Source organism: Mycolicibacterium aubagnense (assembly GCF_010730955.1).
Taxonomy (GTDB): domain Bacteria; phylum Actinomycetota; class Actinomycetes; order Mycobacteriales; family Mycobacteriaceae; genus Mycobacterium; species Mycobacterium aubagnense.
The window spans coordinates 1,568,463-1,586,508 of the sequence record NZ_AP022577.1; the positions used below are offsets into that span (position 1 = coordinate 1,568,463).

The following is an 18,046-nucleotide window of genomic DNA, read 5'->3' on the forward strand; positions in this document are numbered from 1 at the left end:
AATCGGTGTCCGAACCGGAGCAGGCGAGGGACATCGCTGGCCATAGTGCTACTCGGGCAGAGGCGCTGACCACCGCAGGCGGGTGCCGCCGCCCGGCGGCTCCTCGATGGTGAGCGTTCCCCCAAGGGATTCGGCGCGCTGGCGTAGGTTCGTCAGGCCGCTGGTCGTGATGTTTTCAGGCATGCCTTGGCCGTCGTCGGTGATATCGACACACAGCAGATCTGCGACGTCGATGGTGACCGTGAGTGTGGTGGCATGCGCATGGCGTACCGCGTTGCTGGTCGCTTCTTTGACGACCGCTTCGGCGTGATCGGCGAGGGTCGCGTCGATGACCGAGAGGGGTCCGCTGTACCGCACGGTGGTGTTCAGTTCACCCGACATCTGTGCGATTGCCTCATCGAGTCGCTGGCGCAGCCGGGTGATGTCAGAGGATCCGCCGTGCAGCTGGAAAATCACCGTACGGATGTCTTGGATAACCCCCTGCAGATCATCGACCGCAGTAGCGAGACGCTGCTGCACATCGACGCCGCGTGTGCGAGGGATGGTGCCCTGCAATGTGATTCCGACGGCGAAGACTCGCTGGATAACGTGGTCGTGCAGGTCGCGGGCGATGCGGTCACGTTCGGCCAGCACGTCGGACTCGGCCCGCGCGGCAACCAACTCGGCCTGTGTACGCAGCCGCTCGGTAATGTCATGGGCCACCGCCGAGTAACCGATGAGTTCGTCGGTACTGTCACGAAGCGCCGACACAGTAACGACCACATCGACCACCGTGCCGTTGGCGCGGTGCCATTGAGTGTCATAGGCCTGGGCATGGTCGCCCCGGCGGACTCGCTGCAATGACTCAGTGAAGTCGTCCTCAGAGGCCCGGGGTAGCAGCGTCCGCATGGATTGGCCGACGATCTCAGTTTCGGCATAGCCCAACAACTGTTGTGCGCCGGGATTCCAGGTTTGGATCACGCATTGCGGTGTCATGGAGATCATGGCGTCATCAGAGGACAGCACGATGGCGGCCAACCGGGATTCCGCGTGTCGGGCGGCTTCGAGTTCGGTGTGTAGCGCGATGATGCCGCGGTTGGTGTCCTCGAGTTCTTGGTGTGCCTCGGATAGCTGCCGGTGTGCCTGACGCAGCGCGGTGTCGCGCTCGCGAAGCGCGTTCAGCGCATCGGCCAATGTCGCAGGCTCAGGAGCGTTGTTCATGGCAGTCATCTCGTATCGCGCTCAACGCGGGACATCTCGTCATCATGGCGCACCACCAGCACGCACGCATCGTCGGTGGATCGGGTGAAATCCCGGTGCAGGGTCGCGGCGATGACGGAAGGGTCATGGCGTAGCAGCCCGGAGTAGGTATCCAGACGCCAGCCGGAGCGCAGTCCGTCAGAGGCCATGACGAGGGTCGCCCCGTGCGGCCAGCGGCAGTGTTCCACGCGGATGCGTGGAGTGGGCAGGTGCGTACCCAGCGTTCCGGGATAGCTCATCAGGTGTTGTTTATCGCTGCCGCGAATCACTTGCCCTGCAATGTTGCCTATCCCGGCAAACGTGAGCTGTTCGTTGTGTGGATCGATCACGCACACCGCGGCCACGCCGCCTCGGGTGACCCGCATGGCTTCGTGTGCCCGTTGCAGAAAGTCCCGCGGATCGGTCACCGGTCGCTGATCGAAGACAGTGACCGCGGCCTGTGCTGCGGTGGCGGCCGAGTCACCGTGCCCGAGGCCGTCGACGAGAAGTGCGGCCAACTGCGGCCCGGCGGTTACCGCCCATGCATCGCCGCTGGTTTCGTCATCCTTGCGCGGCACGTTGACCGCGCCGAAGCGCCACCCCCCATCAGTCGATGGGCCGGCACCATGCAACCGGGCCAGCACAATGGTCCCGCTTGGGGTGGAATAGCAGCCGAAGTCGGTCGCTATCCGCCGGATGCTGGCCAGCCCTACAGATAGCCCGCCGCTGCCGCCATCCCGACGGCTGGAACTTCGGCGAATCGGCACCGTCTCGGCTGCGCTGGGAATGTCGTGCGGGGTCATGCCGGGACCCGTATCGACCGATAGCAGCTCGATGCCGTCGCCGAATTGTCGATACAGCACGTAGCCGCCCGGATCGGCATGCCGCAGCAGGTTCGTGCCCAGCTCGGTGGCCACGAGCTCGGCCTCACCGAGGCGTACGGCGGATTGCGTTGCGGCCAGCCGGGCCACCGCCCTGCGCAGGGCGCCCACGTCTTCGGGCATGTTGATGGGGTGCCGGTGATGCTGCGGCTGTCTCACCGCCGCTGCCACTTCACGATCGTTACCGTGGTGCCCGAGCCCGGCGAGGAGCTGATCGTCAGCTCATCGACCAATCGGCGCGAACCGGGCAAACCCAGTCCGAGGCTGCCCGCGGTGCTGAACCCGTCCGTGAGTGCTGCGTCCAAATCTTCGATACCGGGACCTTCGTCGGTGAAGGTGGCTCGCACCCCTCGACGACGGTCGCGCATGACCTGTTGAACGTCGAGTCGACCGCCTGCGCCCGCGGCATGGACCAGGATGTTGCGGGCCAGTTCGCTGCCCGCGGTGATCAACTTCGTTTCATCGACCAATGACAGTCCCGCGGCGCGCGCATGTGCCCGCAGCGTGTGGCGGACTCCGATCAGATCCGTTTCGTCGGTGATGGTGACGGCAGCCTGATCGATGGTGCTATCCGGGAGGGTCTGATCCATGTCAGTTGGTTGGGTGAGCGTCGTTTCGGCGCAGCCGATGCAGCAGAGCCAAGCCTTGTTGGGCGTTCAGCGCGGTTTTCAGGTGCCCCATCGGAACACCGAGCTCAACGAGTGTGATGGCCACCGCGGGTTGAATGCCCACAACGGCGGCTTGCGCTCCGAGCAGTTGGATCATGCCCACGATCCGAGCCAATACCCGCGCAACGAACGAGTCGACGGCAGTGAGTCCACTGACATCGATCAGCATCCCGGCCGCGCCGGTGCGAGCGACCTCATGAGTGAGTTGATTCTCGATGCGGATCACGGTGGCGTCGTCGAGATCGCCCTGCAGCGTGACAAGCAGCGTGTCAGCGATGCGCATCACCGGGATGACGTCGTCGTTCACCCTGCTCCCGCCGGCCCCATCAGCGTGGCGACTCCCGCCGCGGCTTCTGCACGCTCGGCCAGCAGTGTCAGAGCCAGCTGCAGCGCGTGGCGCAACGTCGTGCGAGACCGGAGTTGGCCGATGTCGATACCCAGATGCACCATCGATTGCGCGGTCTCGGGCCGCACCCCGCACATGATGCTGGTCGTTCCCATCAGCGCCGCCGCCTGCACCGTGCCCAACAGATGCTGTGCAACCTGGGTGTCGATGGTGGGCACTCCCGAGATATCGAAGATGACGACCTCGGCCTGTGTCTCAGCGATCTTGAACAACAGCCCTTCGGTCAACCTCGCGGCACGTGCTGAATCCAATGTGCCGATCACCGGCAAGGTCAGGACCTTGTCCCACACCTGAATCACCGGAGTCGACAGCTCCATGATTTCTTCGTGCTGGCGGCGTAGTCGCTGCTCCTGCTCGCGGCGCTCAGTGACGTCGCGGATCGCGGCCGACACCAGCAATCCCTCATCGGTACGCAACGGGCTCAGACTGACATCGATCGGGAATTCGGTGCCGTCCCGGCGCAGGCCCCACAGCTCCAGACCGACACCCATCTGCCGAGGACGAGGGTCCGCGAAAAAGCTACTGCGATATCGCTCATGACCGCCCCGAAACCGGGGTGGTATCAGCGTCTCGACCTCACGGCCGATCAGGTCCTCGCGGCGATACCCGAACAACCGATCGGCCTGTGCGTTGGCCAGCGCGATCCGCCCATCGGATGCCACGATGACCATGGCGTCCGGCGCCGACTCCAAAAGGCCATGGAACATCGAATCGGCGCGCTGCTGCTCGGCAGTCAGATCGCGGAGCACCTTCGTCAGGCCCGTCACCACGCCAGCCGCGTCTCGGATCGCCGTCACAACGACCGCGGCCCGGAACCGCCGCCCATCCTTGCGTACCCGCCAACCCTCGAACTCGAATCGACCGGCCTCGCGGACAGCCGCCAACTCGCGATCAACCAATCCAGCGGCGCGGTCTTCGTCGGTGTAGAGCACCGACACCGATTTACCGACCATCTCGGCTGCTGAATAGCCGGTCATCAGCTCCGCCCCGGGGCCCCACCGGACGACGGTACCGGCCAGATCAAGCTGGATGATCGCGTGTTCAATGATCGCGTCGAGCATTGCTTCGGCGTCGCGAAGACGCGCGTGCACATCGTTCTCACCTGCTGGCGGCACCACTGCTCACGCTCCCTCGAATGTCCCCTTCAACCCGCCCGCGCCGATGCTACCGCCCCGGCCCCAACCAGGAACCGGAATGGGTGGCCGGCAGGAGCCCTCAATACTGGAATACCCGATCGGTCCCGGGAGTACCGCTCACAGTGTGCGCCCTGACGACCCGAGTCGCCAGCGGGTACTTCAGCCGCCGTACTGCGGTTTCAGCTGACCCGCCAACGCGGCCAGCGGTACGTTTGCCACCACTGTGCCGCCGTCCATGGACCAGCTGAATCGGTCTCGCGGGCTTGGGCTTTCGCGGGACAGCGGTTGGTCGGGCATGTAGAGGCGCAGTGAATCGCCGGTCACGGCGAAGGCTCGGTAGTTACCCGAGTACCCGGGGCCGTCGCCATCGGGCTGGAACTCCGCCACGGTGAACGGGTAGGTGCCGGGCGCATGCGGCGGCAACGCCGCGTCGAGCACCGGCGGCAGGATCGGAGCGGCGGCGGCCGAAACCGCTTGATTCGCATTGACTCCCGGCCGGAACAGATCGGGAAGGAACAGCCGCCGCCCGGTATTCATGTCGAAGAGGAACGATCGGTAGGCGTTGTTGGCCTGAATACCGAACGGCTCGAACGTTTCGTGGACCACCACCGACTGCAGCCCGCCGGGCCCGGGAATAATCTCGTAGTCGGCCCGGGCGCTGCTGTCGCGCGGCGTCGTGTTGCCGGTGGCGCGCCAGCCGTTGAACAGCCGGGTGTAGTAGTCACGCAGCACGGGCCCGGCGGTCGGGTTGTCGATCAGTTCGACCGGAACCCGCAGGGACAGCAGCATTTCGGCTTCACGCTGGGATTTGACCACGGCGGTGCAAGCACCGCCGTCCCAGACCGCGCCGAGTTGCGAGCAGAAGCTGTCGATGGCCGCGTGGGCGGCGGGTGCACCGGTGACCCATGTCGTAGCGACGACCGCCCCGCCCAAGGCGGCCAGTGCGGCCCGGACTCTACCTGCCACGTTTACCGTCCGCTCCGGCGAGCAGCACCTCGGCGGCCAGCCATCGATCGCCCACCTTGCGCATCGTCATCGACACGCTGACGTAGTCGGTCCGCTTGTCTTTCGCGGCGGCGCTGGTGACGTCCTGCTTCACCGACAACAGCACGTCCACGTCATCGCCGCGCACGGCCTTGACCGCCGCATCCTCGACGACGCCGGTCGTGCTGACCTTGTTGTCGATCAACATCTTTCGCATGGTCGCCGCGGCCTTGCTGTAGGCATCCTTGAACTCGCCGGTCGCCCCGCCCAGGACGTCGGCGAAGTTCTTGTCGATCGTGTTCTGGTCGGTCGTGGTCAGCATCACCGCATAGCCACGCGCCGCCGCGAGGGCACCGGCCGCCTCCGCATCGTGCTGATGCTGGGCGTACACCAGTGCCCATGCCGTCCCCGCTGCGGCGGACAGCGCGACGATCAAGGCCGCGGCGGCCCAGCAGAGGCTGCGCCGGATCGCATAGGTCTTCGCGACCTCGGGCGCCTCGGGGTCTGCCGCCGTGGGCGGCTCGACCTCCGCGACCTCAGTGACCTCCTCAGCCTCCGCGACGTCGGTCTTCCTGTCGGTCACAGGATTTCGACCTTACTGGCCAGCCAGCGGTCGCCGACCTTCTCCATGGTCATGTCGATGCGGTTGCGGTCGATGCGCGGGCTCGGGTTGTTCGCGTTGGTGATCGACTGGTCGACGAACAACAGCACCTCGACCTTGTCGGGCGTCGCGGACTTCACGGCCGCCGTGACGACGATGCCCGTTCCCGACGCCTTGTTGTCGATCAGTACCTGCCGCAACTGGGTGGCGCCCTGGCTGTACGCGTCCTTGAACTCCCCGGTGGACCCGTCGAGCGACTTGCGGTAGTTCTCGTCGATGTTCTTGGCGTCCAACGTGGTCAGCACCACGGCGTAGTCCTTGGCGGCCTGCAGCCCGGCCTCGCTCGCGGCGTTGACCTGGTACTGCTGGTACTGGCGCCAGCCCAAGTATCCCAGCGCTGTCACCAGTATCGCGAACAGCAGGGCGCACACCAGCGTGGCGAGGCGGACTCGGCGCTTCGCCACTGCAGCGGCCGACTCCGCGGCCTCGGCGGACGCATCCGCCTCGGTCACGTCGGTGGCCTCCGCTTCGACCGTCGATCGGCTCTCGTCGGCCTCGGTGTCTTGCACCTGCTCGAATACATCGGCACTGGCAGTTTGTTTACTCATCACTTCTCGTGGCCCGTCAGTTCGGCATCGGGATCGGGTACGACGGACCCCCGTATGGGGTGTCGATCGTGTAACCCGGGTAGTGCGGCGTCTTGTCGGTCACCGCGTGGGGGTCATACCCCGGCGGCGGACCGGCAGTGTCGTCACCCGGCGGCCGCGGCGCATTGCGGGCGCCGCGAACCAACAACGATGGATCCTTGTCCTCACAGTAGGTGTACTTGTACGGCTCGGGGAAACTCGCGTCGGACGGAGCATGCCGGGGCAGGTTGTAGTCGCACCGGTACTTGGGGTAGATGTCACCGATCGCCCAGACGCCGCCATCATGAACGACGGTCGCGAAGCGGTCGATGAACGGATCCCGGTCCGGCCGCCAGATGTACTGCAGCGCCGGAATGCGCTGATAGATGATCTGCGACACCGTGGTGAGGTTGCCGAGGATCTGCACGACGTTCTGCCGGTTGTCGGCGATCAGGTTGTCCAACGTGGCCAGCTGCGGCTCACCGCGATCGACGAGGGTACGGAAGCCGCCGTCCATCTTGTTCACGCCGCCGAGCACGGCGGTCAGGTCGTTCGTGGTGGCGGCCAGACCCGGACGGACATCGGCCACCGTGCTGAACACGACGCGGGTGGTACGAATCATGCTGACCGTCTCGGGTAGCACCGAATCGACGGTATTGGCCAGCAGGCTGGCGCCGTCGAGGATGGCCGCCAGCTTGCGCGGGCCGTCCTTGGTGACGTGCAGTTCGTTGAACATCTTGCCGAGTTTGTCGGCATCGAGCTGTGCCAGCGCGCCGCGGCTGTGGTCGATGATGTGCGGCAGCGTCACCGGGATGCCGGCCTGCTTGCCCGAAATGACCGCGCCATCAGTGAGATACGGACCGCCACCGTGCTCGGGTCGGAAGTCCAGGTACTGCTCCCCCGCCGCCGACAGGCCGGACACCCGCACCGGGCTGTCCATCGGGATGTGGGCCGACGAGTCGACGGAGGCGACCGCCTCGACACCGTTCTTGGTGAGGTTGACGGCACTGACATGGCCGATCGGGATGCCGCGCAACGTGACGTCCTGATTGGCCAGCAGCCCACCGGACTCGGGCAGCATGATGCGGATCGCCATGGTGCGGTGGAACGGGTTGAACCGCAACCCGTCGATCGCGATGTAGCCGAACGCGATCACCGCGGTGAGCAGCAGGCCGAAGAGCGCGAGGACGACCTTGCGGCCGGCCACCGCCTTGATGACCCGAATCACGAACGCCACCAGGCTGTTCAGCGCGTTCATCGGGTGCGGTCCGATCCGTAGATGCGACCGAGCAGCATGTTCCACTCGTAGCGCAGGCTGCCGATCATCAGGTGCCAGTCGGTGCCGTCGGGTCCGTGCATGCCCGGGTCGCCCGCGTAGTTCTTGTCGGGCAGCGCACCGATGGCGATCTTCGCGATCTCCGCCCGCAGGTGCACCGCGGTGGAATCGGTGGACTTGACCAGGATTCCGATCAGTCGGTTGAACGCGGTCAGCGAGATGTTCGGGTCCATCGCGATCTCGTTGAACGCCTGCGACAACTTGTTGACATCGGCAGCGACACTGCGGGTGTCGGTGCCCTGCATCGACGGGAACTTGGACAGTTGTCGCGTGATCCGGCCGACGTTGTCGATGACATCCATGATCCGCGTGGTGTTGTCGGAGACGACGGCCAAAGCCGGGGCACCGGCGGCCAGCGCCGTATCGATGGTCTGTTGGTGGCGAGCCACCTCAGCCGCCATGTTCGACGTGCTGCGCAAGGTCGCGTCCAACTGAGCGGAGCGCGCCGTCATCTTCGACAGGAACTGGTTGGTCTCGGCGATCAGCCCGGCCAGCTTCTCGCCGCGCCCACCGACCACCCGGCCGGCGCCATTGACATCGGTGGTCAACGCCCGGATGGCGCCGCCGTTGACCAACATCGCCAGGGAGTTGAGCAGCTCCTCCACCGTCGGCGCCGCAGCCGTCGACGCCAATCCGATGGTGTCACCATTGTGCAGCAGCGCGCCGCCGTCGGCATTGTCGCTCGGCGGGCGAATCTGCAGGAACACGTCGCCCAGCGGTGTGGCCGAACGCAATTCGGCGGTACTGCCCACCGGCAGCGGCACGTCCTGGCGGATGCGCATGGACACCTTCGCGGTGAAGTCCACGGCCTCGATCGAGGTGACCTCTCCGATGTCCGCACCATATAGGCGCACTTTCGCCTTCGACGGCAGGTTCAGCGCGTCCGAGAACACCGCGTTGAGGTTGTAGGTCGCACCGCTTGACCCTGGTGACGGCAACGGCACGCTGTCGAGGCCCGCGGCGCAGCCGGTCATCAACAGCACACTGCCGAGGGCTCCGGCCCACCGCGCCCCGCGCACAACGGATTTCACGCTCATCGGGTCGGGCCTCCCGGTGCGGGCGCCGCCGACGGCGTCGGCGCGGCAGCACCCGGCTTGGGCGGTTCGCCCTGGCCGGACGGACCGATGCCGTTGGCCATCAGGTCCATCATCGAGGTCAGGCCGAAGTCCGGGCCGTAATCCTGCAATGTGCCTGTCGCGCAACCCAACTGCTTGAGGCCCATCAGGTTGCACAGTTCCTTGTTCAGCTGGTTGTACGCCAACAGCTTGTCGGTCACAAGGTGGCCACGGATGCTGCCACCCACCGGGTCGAGCACGTTGTAGACGTTGTCGAGGGTCAGCGGCAGCACATCCAGCGTTTCCATCAGCTCACGCTTGTTGTCCGACAAGGACCCGACGACGGTGTTCAAGTCGCCGAACGCGCCCTTGAGCTGATCGCGGTGACGCTCCAGCAGCCCGCTGACCTCGTCAAGGATTTCGTTGGCCTTGGCTCCGGTCCGCCCCGAACCCAGGTTCTGGTCGGCGAGGATATCGCTCAGCTGATGCACATTGCCGCCGAATTTGCGGATGGCGTCATCGTTTTCGGCGGCGGACTGGGTGAGATCGGAGACGCTGCGGATGATCTCCTGCAGGTTCTTCTGGGTCTGCGCCCCACCGTCGGGGCCGACCTTGAGCGCCTCGGACAACTTGGTGAGCGTCGACTTGATCTGGCTGCTGTTCTCGGAGCTGATCCGCGAGCCCAGGTTCACCAGATCTCCCAGCGGACCACCGCCCTCGGGGTTGCCGCGCAGCGCGGTGCCCAGCTTGTCGATCATCGACAGGGTCTTGTCGAACTCGACGGGAGTCCTCGTGTGGCCCAACGCGATCAGATCGCCATCGCGCAGCTTGTTTCCGCCGCGATACGGCGGGTTCAGCTCGACGTGCCGGTCGGTGAGGATCGAGGCGGAGACAGTGGCGGCCGTGACATCGCTGGGAATCGGGACCTTCTTGTCGATGTCCATCGTGACCTCGACGTAATTGCCCTTGTTCACCACGGTGTCGACCTTGCCGACCTGCATGCCCAGTACCGAGACCGCGTTGCCCGGATACAACCCCACCGCGTCCTGGAAGTGCGCGGTCACCGTGATGTTCCGCTGCCAGACCCGCGGCACAACGGCGGCCGCCGTCGTCACCGCCGCGACGACCACGATCACCAGCACCGCCCCGATCATCAAGGCACGCTTACTCATTTGCAGTCCTTGAAGTACTCGACGATGTTGAACTGGCGGGCCCGGCCGCTGATGGCACACATCCAGGAATCGATCATGACGCCCGCAGGCAGTGTGATGTCGGCGCCGTTGCCGCTGCCGGTCAGGTTGGCGATGTTGCGCGTCGTCACCGGGGCGACCTGAAGAATGCTGCGGACCAGTGCGTCGTGCTCGGCAAGCAGCCTCGAAAACTCATGCAGATTGGTGATCAAGGCGTCGAGCTGCGGTTCATTGGCCAGGAGCGTGTGGGCCCGGTCGGCCAGTAGTGTCACCCCGTCGAACAGCCGCTGCATCGCGGCTCGCCGCGTGGCGATCTCACCGAGAATCTGGTTGCCCTGCAACACCAATGCGCCCAGATCAGCCTTCTGCCGATGCAGCAGCGTCGCAATGGTGTCCGCGTTGGTGATCAAGGTGCCGAGCTGGTCACGGCGGGACTGGATGACGCCAGAAAGCGAGTTCAGATTGGTCAGCGCCTCCGGCAGGGCGTCGGGCACACCCTGCAGGCTGCCACTCATCACCCGCACCGACTCGGCGATCTTGTCCGCATCGAGCGGAGACAGGGTGCTGGTCGCGCCCTCCAGGGTCTTCTGCAAGTCATACGGCACCTCCGTATGACTCAATGTGATTGTGTTGCCGGCGATATGGCCGGGACCGGCGGGAGTGATCTCGAGGTACCGCGACCCCAGGATGGTCGTGAGTTTGATGGACGCACGAGTTTCGGTGCCCAGCCGCACGTTCTTGTCGGCTTTGAAGGTCACCACCACGTGGTCACCGGCCAGCTCGACATTCTGCACCTCGCCGACATTGATACCCGCGATGGTCACCGCGTTGCCGGACTTGATGGCAGCAGCCTGGGCGAACTCAGCGGTGTACTGCTTCTTCCCGAGGTCCAGAACACTGACCAGGACGACCGCAGCGACCATCACGATGATCACCGTCAGGCCGATCGCGCCGAGCCAGAACTTGTTGTAGTCCTCCAGAACTCGCTTACGCCCACCCGGGATGTTCGCCGGGCGGAGCGGGCCACCGAACAGGCTGCTCATCGGCACACCGCCGTGTGCCACACTTCGCCGCCGTTGCCGGGTGTCGCCCTGGTGACGAACATCCGGAACCAATTGAGCAAGCCTCGCCACAGACCGAAATCGAGATCGCAGGCATACACGTCGATGTAGGTGCCCTCTTGCCCGGCACGGGCAAGTCCCTTGAGCAGCAACGGCACATTGGCGACCGCATAGCCCAACCGGGCCTTGCCGTCGGTCACGCTGTACTTCAAGAATCCAGGGTCGCGATCGATGAACTGCTGCATGTTCGGGGTGATCGCGTTGACGATCGCCGATAACCGCGACACGTTGGCGGTGATCGAACCCACCGAGGATACGAGTTCGTCACGCCGGCCGTTCAGCGCGGCGATCGATAGCGAGGTTTCGTGGAGCATCGTCTGCAGATTGGTGCTCTGCTTGGCCAGCGTCGTCATCAGCTTGTCCAGGTTGGCGATCAAATCGCCCAGCGCCGCATCGGGACCGGCGAGGGTCTGCGTCAGCACAGAGGCCTGGGTGGTCAACGTCAAAAGCGATCCCTCGTTGCCCTGGAACGCCTGGATGATGGCGCTGGTCAGGTTGTCCACCTGCTGCGGGTCCAGCTCGGTGAACAGCGGCTCGAAACCGTTGAGCATGTAGGAGATGTCGAACGACGGGTTGGTCCGGTTCTCCGGAATCTGGGCTCCGACAGGAAGTTTCCGCTTGTCGCCCTCCCCCTGACTCAAGCCCAGGTACCGCTGTCCGATGATGTTCTGGTAGGTCACCGAGGCCAGCGTGGTGGTGTACAGCGTCTGGTTGCTGCGCACCTGGAACGAGACCTTGGCCTGGTTGTCCCCGGTCAGCTCGATCTTGTCGACGCGGCCGACCCGAACGCCGGCCACCCGGACATCGTCACCTTCGGCCAGTCCGGACACGTCACTGAAGATCGCCGAATAGCTCGAGGTCGGTCCGGCGACGTTGCGCTGCAACGTGGCGAAGACCATCCAGGTGACCGCGACCGAGAAGACGAGGAACAGCGTCAGGAACACGACGGTGCTGCGCTTCAATTTCATGGCTGCCCCTCCGGCGCCGGGGTGACCTGAACGTCACTGCCGCGGACAACGGGCGCCAACAGCAGTTGTTGGGCGGATGTGGCTGGGCCACCGACGATCTGACTCAACTGGTCCTTCTCGCTCTGGCTGCCGACCGGTCCGACGGTGCCGCCGAACACGGGTGCCGATTGTTGCTGAACCTGGCCGACGGGCGCGGGCGCGCCGGCTTCTGCAGGCAGCGGCGGGCCCGCGGGTGCCGGCGCGGCTTGCTGGCCGGGCGCGAGCGCGGCCTGGGGCGCGGGCGGTGCATCAGGATCCGGTGGGCCGGGGAACTCCGGCACGATCGGGACCGAAAAGCGTGGCGGCGCAATGTTGGGACGGTTCTCGGTCACCCACGGCGGGGTGGCCATGCCCATCGATTCCAGACCGGGCTTCAGGTCGGGCGCGGTCGGCGTTTCCGGCGCGGTCTGGCAGCTCGGGCCTGCCGTCGCGCCGTACCGCGGGCAGTCCGCCCGGGTGTACTGACGCGACGGGTTCATCGAGATGGCCGCTTTCCAGATGAGCAGACCGGCGTCCTTGTCGAAGCCCTCGTCGTAGATCTTGTTGGCCAGCGCCTGCAATCGGGTTGACACGCCATGGAATTCGCCGGCGTGGTCGGCCAGCACACCAAGTCCCGGCGTCAGACCGGTGCTCACCTGGATCATGCGATCGGTCTGGTGGTCGAACGCGTCGCCCAGCGTCCCGGTGGTCCGCAAACCACCGGAAAGGAAGTCGGTGAGCTGCGAGCGCTTCTCGGCGATGGTCTGCATCGGCCGCACCGAACTGTCCAGCGCGGTGAACAGATCCGGCGACACGGTGCGCAGGCTCTCGGCCGCTGCCTTCAATGCCGACAACGTGGTCGGGCCGGCGTCGTCGGACTTGACCACCGTATTCAGTTGCTGCATCACCGCATTGAGACTGTGGCCGGCGTCGGTGATCTTCTGCCCGCGACCGTGGGTGGCCTCCGCCAGCGCCGCGAAGACACCGACGTTGTTGGCATCAGGTGACTGCCCCACCGCTTTGAGCAGCTGGCGCAACTTCGCCAGCACGTTCTGGAACAGCACCGTCGGCAGGGTCTGATCTTCGAGGACGACGTCGCCGGAACGGATGGGCCGCGCCCCGCTGCCGTTTTGCACGAGCTGGACCGCCGACACCGCGAAGATGTTGGCCGGCACCACGCGAGCGGTCACGTTGTCGGGGATCTCCGCGGCGAACTGCGGCTGGATGTTGACATGCACCACGTTAGGCTGACCGTGTTGCGACGGCGTCACACCCGACACCATGCCGACGATGACGCCGCGGAACTTCACATCGGACCGTTCCGGCAGGCCGTCACCGATGTTGATCAGCTTCAAGTCCACGCGGATGAAATCGTCCAGCTTGCCTTGGGATTTGACCACCATCAGCACCGCGGCGATCGCGGCGATCACGCCGAAGCACAGGCCGATGATGCCCAGCTTGCGGTCGGTGGAGCCGCGCGGGTCGTGGTCGAACGAGTTGGCCATCAGCCACCGAACCTTGCGCCGCTGATGACGCCCCACAGCGCCATGGTGAGCAGCATGTTGACGATCATCACCACGGTGACACTGCCGCGCATGGCCCGGCCGGCCGCCACGCCGACACCTGCCGGACCGCCGGAGGCGAAGTAGCCGTAGTAGCACTGGATGGTTGACGAGATGAACACGAAGATGACCGCTTTGACGGTCGCGAACAGCACGTCGCGGCCCTCGAGGAACAGTCCGAAATAGTGCAGATACGTGCCCGTGGACTGGCCCGCTACGACGCTGACCAACTGGCAGGACAGGTAGGCCAGGGCCAGCGCCGCCAGAAACAGCGGGACCACGGCGATCACCGAGGCCACCACCCGCGTTGCCACGAGGTAGGCCACCGAGTTGATGCCGAGGGTGTCCAGGGCGTCGATCTCGTCGTTGATCCGCATAGCGCCGAGTTGGGCGGTGAACCGGCAGCCGGCCTGGGCGATGAAGGCCATCGCGATCATGGCCGGTGCCAATTCTCGGGTTGTCGCGAACGACGAGACCAGACCGGTGGCCGGCCCGAGGCCCAACAGGTTCAGCGCGTTGTAGCCCTCGACCGCGACCAGCGCCCCGGCCGTGATACCCAGCACCCCAGCGACATTCAGCGTGCCGCCGCCCACCACGATCGAGCCGTTACCCCACGTGATGTCCGACAGCAGCCGCAGCAGTTCCTTGCGGTAGCGCAACCACATCGTCGGCACGGCCAGCACGACCCGGCCGAAGAACTCGACCATGTGACCGGTGCGCCCGGCCACCTTCAGCAGCCCGTTGCCGACCGCGGCGACCGGCCGCAAGAGTTGCGGGGTGAATGTTGACGGAGCGGCCATGTCAGATCGACGTCTTCGGGAACACGATGACGTACAACTGGCTCATCACCACGTTGACGATCATCATCAGCAGTACGGATTCCACCACCGCGGCATTCACCGAGTTGGCCACACCGGCCGGACCGCCGCGGGTGTCGAGGCCTTTGTGGCAACTGATCACCGCCACGATCACGCCGAAGACGATGGCCTTCACCATGGCCAGCGCCAGGTCGCCGACGGTCGAGAACGACGAGAACGTGGCGATGAACGAACCCGGAGTGCCGTTCTGCAGGTAGACGTTGAACATGTAGCTCGCCAGGTAGCCCACGAAGCTTGTGACGCCGGTCAGCAGCACACCGATGAGGACCAGCGCGACCAGCCGCGGCACGACGAGGCGCTGGATCGGCGACACCCCCATGACCTCCATGGCGGAGATCTCCTCACGCATGGTCCGCGACCCGAGATCGGCGCAGACGGCCGAACCGACCGCTGTTGCCAGCAGCAACGAGGCGACCAGCGGCGCGCCCTGCCGGATGACCACCAGGCCGGTGGCCGCACCCGAGAGCGATGAGGCCCCGACCTGGCCCGCCAGCAGGGCGAACTGGATCGACAGCGTCACGCTGATCGGGATGGTCACCAGAACCGTTGGGGTCAAGGCGGTTCCGGCCATGAACGCGGCCTGATCCAGGAACTCGCGTACCTGGAACCGCCGCTTGACGATGTCGAAGAACAAGTACTCCAGCGTCCGCAGCCCGAGCACGATCTGACCGCCGGCGGTGCTCAGCGACGCGATGGGATGGTTCTGCAGATAACGCTTCACCCAGTCGATGGCCTCAGCGATGGCGCCCCACTTCGCCACTCCCCGGGGTTGTGCCTGGTCGGTCATCCAGCCGCCGCTTCCCGGCCGGACTGCGGCCACACGGTGGCGACGCCGCGGCACACCAGTTCATTGCTTGCGAGGGTCTGCGCGAGCAACTCTTCGCGGCTCGGCTTCTGTCCGTAGCGAAGAGCGATACCGAACGGGATGGCGCAGATCGTCTGGGCGGTGGCACGCACGTCGACATCGGCACGGATGTAGCCCTGCTTGATGCCGTCGCGCAGCATCGTCGCGAGCACGCTGACTCCGTCATCGAAGAGGCGCTGAAATTGCTCGGTCATCTGCTGATCGACGCCGGCCGCCTGCACCACGATCAACTGCATCAGGCGCGGTTCATCGGCCAGTAGTTCGCTGTAGGCCATGCCGATACCCAGCAGGTGATCGCGGAACTCGGTGATGGACGTCAGCTGTCCCGGCGTCGAGTCGCCGATCGCGGCGAGCACCCGGGCGTTCACCTGGCGCACAGCGTGGTCGACGATGTCGCGTTTGTTCTCGAAGTACCGGTAGAACATCGAATGGCCGGACCCGAGACGCTTGGCGATGTGACTGATCGAGGTCTGGTGATATCCCCGCTCAGCGAACTCGGCCAACGCTGCTTCGATGACTTCCTCGCGGACCAGTTCAGCCCGTTTCGCCCGCTGACGTTCCGCCATGGTCGCGTGCGCCTCGCCTGTCACGCGGATCACAGTAGCGCATCGATTCCGGTTTGGGACACAGTCTTCGCAAAGCGGAATGAATTGTCTCGCGCGCAGGTGGGCCATGCGATGCGGATTTGCTGGAAATTGCACAACGGCACTGCCGCAGCACAGTAGGGCGGCCCTGGCTGCCGCGTGGTTGTTTCTGCATTTTTGCCGAATACCCGCAGCTTCGGCCGCCGCCGTGGTAGGCCGCCGAGCCGCACTATCCTGCCCCCATGGCAACGGACCGGATCACCGTCGACATTCGCGATGGCATCGCCTACGCAACGCTCAACCGGGCGGACAAGATGAACAGCCTCGATCTGCCGATGCTGCAGGCGCTCGCCACGGTCCCCGGCCAGCTGACCCGGGACCGTTCGGTGCGGGTCGTGATCCTGCACGGCGACGGACGCGCGTTCAGCACCGGACTGGACTTCGCCGGCGCCAAACTGCAGGGGCCCAGCGCCGTGCGCAACTTCGGCAAGCTCCCCGGGCAGAAGACCAACCTGTTCCAGAAAGCTTGCTGGTCGTGGCGCGAGTTGCCGGTACCTGTGATCGCGGCAGTGCACGGCCACTGCTACGGCGGCGGCCTGCAGGTGGCGCTGGCCGCGGACTTCCGCATCGCGACGCCGGATTGCAAGCTGTCGGTCATGGAAGCCCGGTGGGGCCTGATCCCGGATATGACCGGGTCCGTGACACTCCGCGAGCTGCTGCCCATCGACGTGGCCAAGCGGCTGACCATGACCGCAGAGGTGTTCTCGGGGACCGAGGCCTTGGGCTATGGATTGGTCACGTCCGTGGCCGACGACCCCCTGCAGGCGGCAGAGGAGTTGGCCGCACAGCTCATCGAGCGGTCCCCCGATGCGTTGGCCGCCACCAAGAAGCTGTTTGACTCGACGTGGACGTCGGCGCCGCGGTCAGCGTTCTGGACCGAGTCGCTGTTACAGCTCCGACTGCTGCGGGGCCGCAATCACCGATTGGCGCGCAAGGCCGGTCGCGATGGCACGCCGGTTTGGGCGCCTCGATCATTGGACTGAAGTCCGGACTTGCCGCCGGGCTCAGCCTTTGGGCCGGTCTTGGGCGTCAGGGCTTTCGTCAGACCTTTCGCCAGGCCGGACAGTGGGTTGGGAAGCTGCCCGGAATTCTGCGACGGCGAGGTGAGCTCAGGTTTCGGCTTCTTCGGCGGCGCCGGCGACGTGGTGATCGCGGACGTGGTGACCGCCGCTGTGGTGACGGGCTTCGACGCCGCCAGCGGGGCAAAGGCACCCGGCTGCATGGCAGCGGCGCGCACCTTGTTGACCTCGGTGACGATCGTGTTCGCGATGACCGTTCCGGCCGCGGTGACGACCCCGACGGCGGTTTGGACACCCGCCATGACCGCGCGGACCGGATTGCCACTTTTCGCCAGTTCCTGTGCGACCGCGTCGGGCACATGGAACGCGCCGGCGAGGACGTCGTTGAAGGCCGGGAAGATCACGGCCGCAACCACATTGATGACACCGATGACCGCGACCTGGAGTACGCCGTGCGGCATGACAGTCGGCGCGGGGTTCGGTACCACGGGCGCGTTGAGCGCATCGAACGTCTGCTGACGGAATTGCTGGAAAGCGTCGAGGACTGCCGCCGGGCCACCCAGGACCGCCGGGGGGATGTTGAGCAGGCCGACGACGCCGACCTCGAAGGCATTCAACGCACGCTGCGCGGGAATCGCGGCGTCCGCGGTGATCGCTTGATCCATGGCCGCCGCGGTGGGACCCGTCATTGATGCGCCGGCGATGCCGATGGCCTTGAGCAGGCCGTTCGCCGGCAGTGCCGCGAGGAACACCCCCGGCTCCTGCAGCGTGGTCGTGACGCCCGTTGTGACGGTCTGCGCCAACAGCGGACAGATGATCGAGCAGTAGATTCCTTGGTTCGTCACAAAACTGGTGATCAGCCCGCCCGGT

19 protein-coding genes are annotated in these 18,046 nt (G+C 65.5%); 1 reads left to right on the top strand and 18 read right to left on the bottom strand.

Translation table 11 applies throughout. The features are described from left to right. Positions 1–48 precede the first annotated feature (48 nt). The 17 genes from G6N59_RS31810 to G6N59_RS07850 form a co-directional block, all read right to left on the bottom strand. Positions 49–1,017: a PAS domain-containing sensor histidine kinase gene (locus tag G6N59_RS31810; protein WP_407665833.1), complete on the bottom strand. Its 969-nt coding sequence runs from the start codon at positions 1,015–1,017 to the stop codon at positions 49–51. Between the two features lie 188 nt (positions 1,018–1,205). Continuing rightward, a complete protein-coding gene (locus tag G6N59_RS07775; RefSeq protein ID WP_197907911.1) occupies positions 1,206–2,210 on the bottom strand; it encodes a SpoIIE family protein phosphatase in 1,005 nt (334 codons plus the stop codon). Positions 2,211–2,254: 44 nt separating this feature from the next. Continuing rightward, the gene (locus tag G6N59_RS07780; protein ID WP_138231590.1) at positions 2,255–2,689 is read right to left on the bottom strand and encodes an anti-sigma regulatory factor; all 435 of its coding nucleotides are present in this window, start codon (positions 2,687–2,689) and stop codon (positions 2,255–2,257) included. Position 2,690: 1 nt separating this feature from the next. After that, positions 2,691–3,074 (bottom strand): STAS domain-containing protein, encoded by a 384-nt coding sequence (locus tag G6N59_RS07785; protein ID WP_197907912.1) that lies wholly within the window; start codon positions 3,072–3,074, stop codon positions 2,691–2,693. After that, the gene (locus G6N59_RS07790; protein WP_234884323.1) at positions 3,071–4,291 is read right to left on the bottom strand and encodes a PAS domain S-box protein; all 1,221 of its coding nucleotides are present in this window, start codon (positions 4,289–4,291) and stop codon (positions 3,071–3,073) included. The genes G6N59_RS07785 and G6N59_RS07790 overlap by 4 nt, the downstream gene beginning before the upstream one ends. Before the next feature lie 177 nt (positions 4,292–4,468). Beyond that, positions 4,469–5,275 (bottom strand): hypothetical protein, encoded by an 807-nt coding sequence (locus tag G6N59_RS07795; RefSeq protein WP_234884324.1) that lies wholly within the window; start codon positions 5,273–5,275, stop codon positions 4,469–4,471. Next, on the bottom strand, positions 5,265–5,876 hold the full coding sequence (locus G6N59_RS07800) for an Rv1363c family protein (protein ID WP_138231591.1): 612 nt from the start codon (positions 5,874–5,876) through the stop codon (positions 5,265–5,267). The genes G6N59_RS07795 and G6N59_RS07800 overlap by 11 nt, the downstream gene beginning before the upstream one ends. Then, complete coding sequence (locus G6N59_RS07805; protein WP_138231592.1) at positions 5,873–6,502, bottom strand: Rv1363c family protein; 630 nt, start codon at positions 6,500–6,502, stop codon at positions 5,873–5,875. Before G6N59_RS07805 ends, G6N59_RS07800 begins: the two co-directional genes overlap by 4 nt. Positions 6,503–6,518: 16 nt before the next feature. Continuing rightward, complete coding sequence (locus G6N59_RS07810; protein WP_138231593.1) at positions 6,519–7,778, bottom strand: MlaD family protein; 1,260 nt, start codon at positions 7,776–7,778, stop codon at positions 6,519–6,521. Then, positions 7,775–8,893 carry an MlaD family protein gene (locus G6N59_RS07815; RefSeq protein ID WP_234884325.1) on the bottom strand — a complete coding sequence of 373 codons (1,119 nt, stop codon included), beginning with the start codon at positions 8,891–8,893 and terminating at the stop codon, positions 7,775–7,777. The genes G6N59_RS07810 and G6N59_RS07815 overlap by 4 nt, the downstream gene beginning before the upstream one ends. Next, positions 8,890–10,083, bottom strand: a complete 1,194-nt coding sequence (locus G6N59_RS07820; RefSeq protein WP_138231594.1) for an MCE family protein — start codon at positions 10,081–10,083, stop codon at positions 8,890–8,892. Before G6N59_RS07820 ends, G6N59_RS07815 begins: the two co-directional genes overlap by 4 nt. Further along, positions 10,080–11,144: an MCE family protein gene (locus G6N59_RS07825; RefSeq protein ID WP_138231595.1), complete on the bottom strand. Its 1,065-nt coding sequence runs from the start codon at positions 11,142–11,144 to the stop codon at positions 10,080–10,082. Before G6N59_RS07825 ends, G6N59_RS07820 begins: the two co-directional genes overlap by 4 nt. After that, positions 11,141–12,190 carry an MlaD family protein gene (locus G6N59_RS07830; RefSeq protein WP_138231596.1) on the bottom strand — a complete coding sequence of 350 codons (1,050 nt, stop codon included), beginning with the start codon at positions 12,188–12,190 and terminating at the stop codon, positions 11,141–11,143. The genes G6N59_RS07825 and G6N59_RS07830 overlap by 4 nt, the downstream gene beginning before the upstream one ends. Then, on the bottom strand, positions 12,187–13,713 hold the full coding sequence (locus tag G6N59_RS07835; RefSeq protein ID WP_138231597.1) for an MlaD family protein: 1,527 nt from the start codon (positions 13,711–13,713) through the stop codon (positions 12,187–12,189). The genes G6N59_RS07830 and G6N59_RS07835 overlap by 4 nt, the downstream gene beginning before the upstream one ends. Then, entirely contained in the window at positions 13,713–14,570 is an 858-nt protein-coding gene (locus G6N59_RS07840; RefSeq protein WP_138231598.1) for an MlaE family ABC transporter permease, read from the bottom strand. Before G6N59_RS07840 ends, G6N59_RS07835 begins: the two co-directional genes overlap by 1 nt. A gap of 1 nt (position 14,571) precedes the next feature. Next, positions 14,572–15,435, bottom strand: coding sequence for an MlaE family ABC transporter permease (locus tag G6N59_RS07845; RefSeq protein WP_138231599.1), 864 nt, complete (start codon positions 15,433–15,435; stop codon positions 14,572–14,574). Then, positions 15,432–16,079 carry a TetR/AcrR family transcriptional regulator gene (locus G6N59_RS07850; RefSeq protein ID WP_163911946.1) on the bottom strand — a complete coding sequence of 216 codons (648 nt, stop codon included), beginning with the start codon at positions 16,077–16,079 and terminating at the stop codon, positions 15,432–15,434. Before G6N59_RS07850 ends, G6N59_RS07845 begins: the two co-directional genes overlap by 4 nt. A gap of 260 nt (positions 16,080–16,339) precedes the next feature. On the opposite strand from G6N59_RS07850, the gene G6N59_RS07855 reads away from it, so the two are divergent. Further along, positions 16,340–17,140, top strand: a complete 801-nt coding sequence (locus tag G6N59_RS07855) for a crotonase/enoyl-CoA hydratase family protein (protein WP_138231601.1) — start codon at positions 16,340–16,342, stop codon at positions 17,138–17,140. Here G6N59_RS07855 and G6N59_RS07860 read toward each other — a convergent pair. After that, positions 17,074–18,021, bottom strand: coding sequence for a hypothetical protein (locus G6N59_RS07860; RefSeq protein WP_138231602.1), 948 nt, complete (start codon positions 18,019–18,021; stop codon positions 17,074–17,076). The two genes, G6N59_RS07855 and G6N59_RS07860, sit on opposite strands and share 67 nt — an antisense overlap. Positions 18,022–18,046: the final 25 nt, after the last annotated feature.

Bases quoted from the DNA above. Each gene is read 5' to 3' on its own strand.
- G6N59_RS07780 (WP_138231590.1), bottom strand. From the start codon at position 2,689: ATGGATCAGACCCTCCCGGATAGCACCATCGATCAGGCTGCCGTCACC.
- G6N59_RS07805 (WP_138231592.1), bottom strand. From the start codon at position 6,502: ATGAGTAAACAAACTGCCAGTGCCGATGTATTCGAGCAGGTGCAAGAC.
- G6N59_RS07810 (WP_138231593.1), bottom strand. From the start codon at position 7,778: ATGAACGCGCTGAACAGCCTGGTGGCGTTCGTGATTCGGGTCATCAAG.
- G6N59_RS07815 (WP_234884325.1), bottom strand. From the start codon at position 8,893: ATGAGCGTGAAATCCGTTGTGCGCGGGGCGCGGTGGGCCGGAGCCCTC.
- G6N59_RS07820 (WP_138231594.1), bottom strand. From the start codon at position 10,083: ATGAGTAAGCGTGCCTTGATGATCGGGGCGGTGCTGGTGATCGTGGTC.
- G6N59_RS07825 (WP_138231595.1), bottom strand. From the start codon at position 11,144: ATGAGCAGCCTGTTCGGTGGCCCGCTCCGCCCGGCGAACATCCCGGGT.
- G6N59_RS07830 (WP_138231596.1), bottom strand. From the start codon at position 12,190: ATGAAATTGAAGCGCAGCACCGTCGTGTTCCTGACGCTGTTCCTCGTC.
- G6N59_RS07835 (WP_138231597.1), bottom strand. From the start codon at position 13,713: ATGGCCAACTCGTTCGACCACGACCCGCGCGGCTCCACCGACCGCAAG.
- G6N59_RS07840 (WP_138231598.1), bottom strand. From the start codon at position 14,570: ATGGCCGCTCCGTCAACATTCACCCCGCAACTCTTGCGGCCGGTCGCC.
- G6N59_RS07845 (WP_138231599.1), bottom strand. From the start codon at position 15,435: ATGACCGACCAGGCACAACCCCGGGGAGTGGCGAAGTGGGGCGCCATC.
- G6N59_RS07850 (WP_163911946.1), bottom strand. From the start codon at position 16,079: ATGGCGGAACGTCAGCGGGCGAAACGGGCTGAACTGGTCCGCGAGGAA.
- G6N59_RS07855 (WP_138231601.1), top strand. From the start codon at position 16,340: ATGGCAACGGACCGGATCACCGTCGACATTCGCGATGGCATCGCCTAC.